The sequence below is a fragment of the Paenibacillus sp. AR247 genome, assembly GCF_002968895.1.
GTDB classification, from domain to species: Bacteria; Bacillota; Bacilli; order Paenibacillales; family Paenibacillaceae; genus Paenibacillus_AQ; species Paenibacillus_AQ favisporus.
Genome location: NZ_PCZT01000006.1, coordinates 183,363 through 190,916, shown reverse-complemented (window position 1 = coordinate 190,916; position 7,554 = coordinate 183,363). Strand labels below are relative to the sequence as shown.

At 55.3% G+C, this 7,554-nt stretch carries 7 protein-coding genes and 1 pseudogene; all 8 read right to left on the bottom strand.

The window, feature by feature from the left end:
* Window positions 1-628, bottom strand: a 628-nt coding sequence (locus tag CPT76_RS05810) for an AAA family ATPase (RefSeq protein ID WP_146116169.1), incomplete at its 3' end; no start/stop codon positions are given.
* 84 nt (window positions 629-712) lie between these two features.
* Window positions 713-1,369 (bottom strand): YdcF family protein, encoded by a 657-nt coding sequence (locus CPT76_RS05805; protein WP_105442221.1) that lies wholly within the window; start codon window positions 1,367-1,369, stop codon window positions 713-715.
* Complete coding sequence (locus tag CPT76_RS05800; protein WP_105442220.1) at window positions 1,366-1,923, bottom strand: ribonuclease FAU-1 family protein; 558 nt, start codon at window positions 1,921-1,923, stop codon at window positions 1,366-1,368. The genes CPT76_RS05805 and CPT76_RS05800 overlap by 4 nt, the downstream gene beginning before the upstream one ends.
* Window positions 1,924-2,063: 140 nt before the next feature.
* On the bottom strand, window positions 2,064-4,091 hold the full coding sequence (locus tag CPT76_RS05795) for a penicillin-binding protein 1A (protein WP_105442219.1): 2,028 nt from the start codon (window positions 4,089-4,091) through the stop codon (window positions 2,064-2,066).
* A gap of 189 nt (window positions 4,092-4,280) precedes the next feature.
* Window positions 4,281-4,520 (bottom strand): RNA chaperone Hfq, encoded by a 240-nt coding sequence (gene hfq, locus CPT76_RS05790; RefSeq protein ID WP_076171204.1) that lies wholly within the window; start codon window positions 4,518-4,520, stop codon window positions 4,281-4,283.
* 19 nt (window positions 4,521-4,539) lie between these two features.
* Window positions 4,540-5,520 carry a tRNA (adenosine(37)-N6)-dimethylallyltransferase MiaA gene (gene miaA / locus CPT76_RS05785; RefSeq protein ID WP_076171764.1) on the bottom strand — a complete coding sequence of 327 codons (981 nt, stop codon included), beginning with the start codon at window positions 5,518-5,520 and terminating at the stop codon, window positions 4,540-4,542.
* Complete coding sequence (locus tag CPT76_RS05780) at window positions 5,510-6,301, bottom strand: class I SAM-dependent methyltransferase (protein ID WP_308737524.1); 792 nt, start codon at window positions 6,299-6,301, stop codon at window positions 5,510-5,512. The genes miaA and CPT76_RS05780 overlap by 11 nt, the downstream gene beginning before the upstream one ends.
* 150 nt (window positions 6,302-6,451) lie before the next feature.
* Window positions 6,452-7,048: pseudogene (locus CPT76_RS05775) on the bottom strand (DNA mismatch repair MutL family protein); the annotation flags it as partial.
* Between the last annotated feature and the right edge of the window lie 506 nt (window positions 7,049-7,554).

The following is a 7,554-nucleotide window of genomic DNA, read 5'->3' as shown; positions in this document are numbered from 1 at the left end:
CCTCGGAATATCCGGCAAGAATCAGAATGAACTGATTTTTGTGGTCTTCCATCGCCTTGACCAGCGTATCGATCGCCTCTTTGCCGAAATCCTTCTCGCCACCTCTGGCCAGACTGTACGCTTCATCGATAAAAAGAATGCCGCCAAGCGCCTTCTTGACCAAATCCCTGGTTTTCTGCGCGGTATGTCCAATATACTCACCGACGAGGTCGGCGCGTTCCACTTCGATCAGGTGGCCTTTGCTCAGCACACCCATTTTTTGAAACAGCTTGGCGATGATTCGTGCTACTGTGGTTTTACCCGTGCCGGGGTTCCCTTTAAACACCATATGATATACATGTCCGCCGCTGGCCAGCCCCGCTTCCTGACGCATATGGGCGATTTGGAGCATGGCGTAAATTTCAAACACGAAATCCTTGATACTGTCCAGCCCAACCAGCTGATCCAGCTCTTTTAGAATTTCCTGATACAGGCTGTGCTGAGCTGTATTCTTCTGGGCAGGGACCGGTTCCTTCTCCGGAACGGCGCTGCTGACGACAGGAGGCTCCTGGCTGCGCAAAATCACATTGATTTGTCTGGATGGCCTGCCCTCCGGCCGGCCGTTCGCGGCCGCTATACGCCCGTTCATGCATCCATCACCTCATTTATCTACAGAGATGTATTCTCTATTCAATGTATTCTACTTGCCCAGGCGTTATTAGCAGTTTCCCATCTATTTCAGGCCTGTCAGCAGCAGCAGCTCATCCAGCTTCCATTTGGTGTAGGCCAGCACTTCCCGCGGCTTGTGATACTTCATCTGCAGCGTTCTGGACTCTGTTAAACCAAGGGCCGGTCGGGTGTAGTCCAAAAATTTCGCAATGTCCAATGAGCGCATGCCATGGTATTGATGCGTAACGATGACGGCGCTTTGCCATCCCCGCTCTCTCATAATCTCCCGGCTGAACAGCAAATTTTCATAGGTACTCGTCGCCTTGTTTTCCAGAATAATAGCCGATGCCGGCACGCCGTGGTCCACCAGGTAATTCCGCATGCCTTCGGCTTCGGTATACTTGTAATCTGCCCGGTCCAGGCCGCCGGTGACGATAATATATGGAAACTTGCCTTCCTGATAGAGGCGGAGCCCTTCGTCCAAGCGTTCCCGGAGACCGGGGCTCGGCGAGTCCCCCCACATCGATGCGCCGAGAATAATGCCTACATCGCTTGCCGATGTCGGTACGGAGCTGTGGGCCCCGTTCATGAGCCGCCATGCATACCCGACCCACAGCAGTCCGAGCAGGACCAGAACGGCGAAGGTAATCAGCAGCTTCCGAAGCACGGACATTTTCTTACGCTTGGTTACGGCCACCGGCCCCCCGCTGCGAGCGTTCATGACTTCCTCCGGAATTCACCGTTGTCAAATAGTCGCTTCCGGTCCTCAAGGGACATGAGGAAGTACGGAAACTGATGCGCATCAATGGCTTTCATCACGTTCTTCGCCGTTGAGATTGCCAATTGGTAGTCTTCCTTGGTGATATCCCCACGGGTCAGCGCATCATCCAGTTCGTCCTCATCCAGCAGGAACACCTCTCCGTTTCGAAGGACGACCACATCCAGATACAAATCGTCAAACCAAGGCACGCCTTGTTCCGTGACCCCCTGCGTTTTGCAGGTGTCGATGTACCATTGGATAATTTCGCTCCGTTCGTCGAACATCGCCGTGACAATATAATGGCTGTTATGGGGAAAGTACTGCAGCCACGAGTATCCTTTATCCGCGATGCGGTAGGTGTGATTTCCGTAGTTTTTCCAGAGCGGCTCTTTCAGGTTGTAAATCGTGTACAGCGTAATATAGCCTGTGAATGCATCGCTCTCAACATAACGGCAGGCGAAGCGGCGGCGGGAAATCCGGCGCCAGTTCGCTCGATCTCCAAATTTTCGTTTCATGGAAAATTCCCTCTCCAATATGGTGTCTTCAGCTTATCACATTTGGGAATCACACTCAAAATATTGCCTGACAGATGTGCGGACAGCAAAAAAAAGACCCCCAAATGAAAGGGGTCTAATACAAAACTTATTCTATTCGGTTACGGGGTGGTCACGGTTCCTGTGCTGCCGGAACTGGAATCACCCGGGTTTTGGAAGGTCGTTCCGTCGCTGCTTCCGGTTCCGTCACTGCTGCCATTGTCGGTCGTTCCGCCGTTCTCAGGCGGGGTTATCGTACCTGTGCCGCTATCGCCGGTTGTATCCCCGCTAGAGCCACCGTTGCCGTTATTGGCGCCGCCTCCATGGCCACTGCCGTTGTTATCATTGGAACCGCCGTTCCCGTTGCCGTTCCCATTGCCGCTATTGCCCGGGCCGCCGTCATTCCAATTTCCATTATTGCCGTTATCGTTCCCATTTCCGTTACCCATATCCCCGTTATCACCGCCCTGGCCGTTGTCGGTATTGCCGTTATCCGGATTACCGTTTCCGTCCTGACCGTTATCTCCGTTGTTCTGATCAGGCGGGGTTTGTTCGTCAGGCGGTGTATCGATCGTGATCTGCACCGTATTGGATGGATCCGACTCGGTACTCGAATCCGGGAAGTATGCCGTGACATAGTATTCGTACGTCATACCCGGCAGCGCCCCCATATCCTGGGCCGTTGTGCTGGTTACGCCATCCAGAATCAGCGAGTAGTTCGCTTCGGACGATTCTTTACGGTAGATACGATACTGGGCGTTACCGGAATCCACGCCGTTCCAGCCCAGCGTAACCGTCTGCGTGTCGATGTTGTAATCGGCGCTCAAGCCGCTTACGTGGCCCTGGTTCTGATCCTGCTCCGGTTCCTTCACCGGCTCCTGATCTTTGACTTTGTCCGGAACCGGGAACTCCTTCTGAGGGAAGTCCTTCACGACCTGCTCCATGACCTTGCCCCAGAAAGAGGCCGCCAGCGGACTGCTGTTGTGCAGCAGATGCGTTTTATCCGGCTTGTCATAGCCCATCCAAACCGCAGCGGTCAGTTCCGGCGTGTAGCCGACGAACCATACGTCGCGGTTCGATTTGACACCGGTATAACCGCTTTGCGTTGTGCCTGTCTTACCCGCTACCGGACGGTCGATTCTGGCTTTCCGGCCCGTACCGTCTTCAACGACCTTTTTCATCATTTCGGTCATTTGGTATGCGGTATTTTCGCTCATGACTTTCTTGGCGCTGTCTTTATGCTCATAAACCGGCTTTTCGTCGCTGTCGACGATCTTCTTGATCGCGTACGCCTCGTTCATCTTGCCGCCGTTGGCAAAGGCGCTGTACGCCTGAGCCATTTCCAGCGTGTTCGTTCCCTTGCTGATACCGCCGAGCGCCATCGCCAGGTTCTTGTCATCTTCGGTCAGCTGAATGCCGAGGGATTCCGCGAATTTGAAGCCGGTATTTACCCCGATTTGGTTCAGCAGCCATACAGCCGGAATGTTCTCGGATTTCTGGATCGCTTCGGCCATGCCGATCGTATCCGAGTATCCGTGCAGGTTGCCTGGGCAGTAGCTGCCGAAGCACTGCTTCTTGTTGCTGAGCGACGAGTACATATCGAACTTGCCGCTTTCCAGCGCAGGCGCGTACGAGACGATCGGCTTAAAGGCCGACCCCGGCTGCCTGCGGCTGTTCGTGACGCGGCTGTAGCCGCCGCGCGTATAATCCCGTCCGCCGAGCAGGGCGACGAGCGCGCCAGACTCCTGGTTCATGATGACCATGGAGCCCTGCACCGGCTGGTCATCCGGGCAGCGTTTGTCCTCTGTCGCCACAAAAGCCTCCTTCAGCAGCTTCGGAATATCCTCGCTCTGGACCGGATCGCTCTTCTGCAGGGACAGCTCGCCCATCAGATTGCCATTGCGGTCGAATACCTTAGATGTTTCGTGTACGGTCAGCTTATCCTTGTTCGCCTGCAGCAGGCGCTCCCCGTTGACCGTAATATACAAATATCCGGCAAGCGCACAGAAGATAGCAAATGCACAGGTGAAAAATAACGTCCAAAACACGCGCTTTCCGGATATTTTTTTCTTCTTATTCTTGGTTGTCTTTTTCATTGTCTTGGGCTGTTCTTTGTTTCTATCAGACCTCGACAGCTTGTTGTTGTCCATGGTACCCTCCTGACTCCCTTTTGATTTCTAAGCTCGGAATGAAAAGAACAACCCTTGCAGGTTGCTCCGCTCCATTTCCTATGCTTACAGAATGAACGTCTATAACGGATTTACCGCATCCCCGCCATTCTATACTCTTTAACGAAAGTCATTTGAAAAAGTTTCAGCTATGAGGCTTGTCCTGTTAAATTATACCTCGTTCTGGGTTTCCTGCATCAGGGATACATTGCGTTGAGGCGTAACCGTTGAAATCGCATGCTTGAACAGCATTTGCTGTTTGCCGTCCGTATCCACCACGACGGTAAAGTTGTCAAACGCCTTGATTAAGCCTCTGATTTGAAATCCGTTCACAAGAAAAATGGTGACAGGGATGTTTTCTTTGCGAAGCTGGTTTAAAAATGTATCTTGGATATTGATGGATTTGTTCATTAGCCGTACCCCCAACGATTCAATTAGATTGTTTTGAAGTATATTCAAGATTTAAGAGAAACTTTCCTGCTATTATATCACGGATTGCGGCGAAATTCGCGAGAAAATTTCCCGTGTCCGTGACGTCCACCCACTGGATTTCCTTCATGTGGCGGAACCAGGACAGCTGGCGTTTGGCAAACCTGCGCGTATCTCTCTTCAAAATTGCAACAGCCTCTTCCAGGGTAGCTTCACCCTGCAAATATGAGATGATCTGTTTGTAACCCAGTCCCTGCATCGAGACCAGATCCGGTCCGTAGCCCTTATCCAGCAGAGAAGAAACCTCTTCTACCAAACCCTGCTCCAGCATCTCATCGATACGGGCTTCAATACGTTTATATAGCATTTGCCTATCCATTGTCAAACCGACCAGGCATAATTGATACGGCGATTCCCGGGTTTGGCTCTTCAACTGGGCCGAAAGAGGGATACCCGTCAAATGATAGATCTCAAGCGCCCGGATAATGCGCCTTTGGTCATGGGGATGCAGCCTCAGGGCGCTCTCCGGGTCGACTTCCGCCAGCCGGGCATGAAGTGCCTCGGCACCGTAACGCTCCGCATAGTCGGCCTGTTCCTGCCTGAACGCTTTGTCCTCTCCCGCTTCGGCAAACTGAAAACCGTAGCACACCGATTCCACGTACAGACCGGTCCCCCCGACTATAAAAGGCAGCTTGCCCCTGGCATGGATATCTGCGATCAGCCGGGAACATTCTTCCTGAAACTCGGCGACCGAGTAGGCTTCGTCCGGCTCGTGTATGTCGATCAGGTGATGCGGGATTCCCTGCATCTCTTCTTTGGTAATTTTGGCGGTCCCGATATCCATCTGGCGGTAGACCTGCATGGAATCCCCGGAGATGATCTCGCAGCCCAGCGCCTTGGCGATCTCGATGCTCATTTTGGTTTTGCCGACGGCGGTGGGGCCGATCAGCACCAGCAGCCGCGGCTTCGTCTCAGTTGTCATGCGGTCGGTCAACACATATCACTCCATACGAAATTTTTGAATGCGGCCGGTCGATCGGCACGAAGCCGAGACGGGCAAATTCGCCGCTGCCTTTTTTCTCCTTCAGCACAACGGTCTTGCGCGCGACCCGGACGGCTTCGCGGATGCTCTCCGGCTGCAGCGAGTCGCTGTTGGCAAACGCGCGCAGCGGACTGATGGACGAAGAATCCATCAACGGCTCGCGGAACATCGGGTCGAAGTATACGATGTCCACGCTGTTGTCCGGCTGCTTGCGCAGCACGTCCAGATGATGGCCGCAGGCCACCCGGATCCGGCGCATGGCGTCATCCACCTCAGCCAGGCCGGAACGGTAGTGAGCCAGCCCTTCGGCAAGCATCGCCGCCAGGGCCGGCGAGCTTTCAATCGCGGTGACATGCGCGCCGGGCCCTCCTGGACCGCAAAAACGAGCGAATCCGACCCAAGGCCGGCCGTACAGTCGAGCACCGTGTCCCCCGCAGTCATCAACGCCGCGTCCAGCATCGGGTCGCTCTCGCCCTTGAGCAGCCGCTTGGCGCGGACAAAGCCCATGCTGGGATGAAAACTCCATCGGCGGACTTCCCGGCCTGACAAGCCTCGCTCCACCGTCCAGCACGACGATGATTTCGTCATCGCCATGCATTTTGGCCATTTTTGTTAATGGGGTGTGGCTTCTCGGGACATATTTGCCCCCCGTCTCGTTGGCCAGGGCGACCGCCCTGCCTACGATCGATTCAGCCGCTTTATCCCCCGTCGTAATAATCATGACAGTCTCCAATCCTGTATAAAATCGGGCACCAGCCAAGCAAATGCGCTGTTGGTTTAGTTATACACCTTAATTCGTTTTATGAACCGTCCTTCTCCGTCACTTTCCGCTGCCCGCTGTGTTGAACCGCCTGCCGCGCTACATGCCGCGTTACATAACGCGCTTAAACAGCTTTTCCAGGTCATAGGTCGAAAAGGAAACGACGATCGGCCGCCCATGAGGGCAGGTATAAGGCTGCCGGCATGCCGCAAGGCGGTCCAGCAGCGTCGTCGCTTCCTGCTCGGTCAGCTTCTGGTTCGCCTTAATCGAAGCTTTGCAGGAGCAGAGAATGGACGACGTCTCGCGGAGCTTGGCCAGGTCGATGCTGCGCTCGCTGAGGACCCATTCGGCCATCTCTTCGATCAGCGCTTTCTCCTCCCCTTTAGGGAACCAGTATGGATGGGAAACCACGCGGAAGGTCTGCCCGCCGAAATGCTCCAGATATACGCCGACCTGCTCGAACCAGTGCAGTTTCTGTGTCAGCTGCTCCGACTCCGACGGCGTAAACTCCAGCGTAATCGGCAGCAGCAGCTCCTGGGATGCATCGGCCGGACGGCCGAATTTCTCGTAATAGAATTCGTAATTGATCCGCTCATGCGCTGCGTGCTGGTCGATCAGGAACAGCCCGTCCGCGTTTTGGGCGATCAGGTATGTCCCGTGATGCTGGCCAATCAGCGTCAGCTCCGGAAAAGGCGGAATTTCGGGCGGCGCCTCTGTGCCCGCCAGCAGCCGGCTGGCCAGCGCTGGATTCGAGCTCTGCGATACCCGCCCGCTCTGCGACAAGTTCAGGCGGTAGCCGGGAACCGTATTTTCGCGTACCGTTTCGCGCGCAGAATACGGAAGCTTCTGCTGCGCATAGGCAGCTTCACCGGGGTTGCGCACGCTTCCTGCATTCGGGCTGCTCGGACCGGAATAGCCTTGCTGCGCCGGCGCCTGTGCACGCGGGCCGGAGAAGCCGGTGCCGGCGCCTTCCGGTCCGGCGGCCAGAGGAGACTTCACCGGCTGGCTGCCGGATGCGCTCACCGGAGCGAAGGAGCCGTTATCCTCCGAAGCTCCGGTGTGACCGGCTGGGCCGGGATCCTGCGGCAGCGGGGCTTCCCGGCGTCCATGAGCCCGTCATCGGACCGGCTTGCGGGGCCGGCTTTTGGAGAGTGAAACTGCTCCTGAATAACGATCCTTTATCCTTATCGCCGATGCTCTGCTTAACCGGCTGC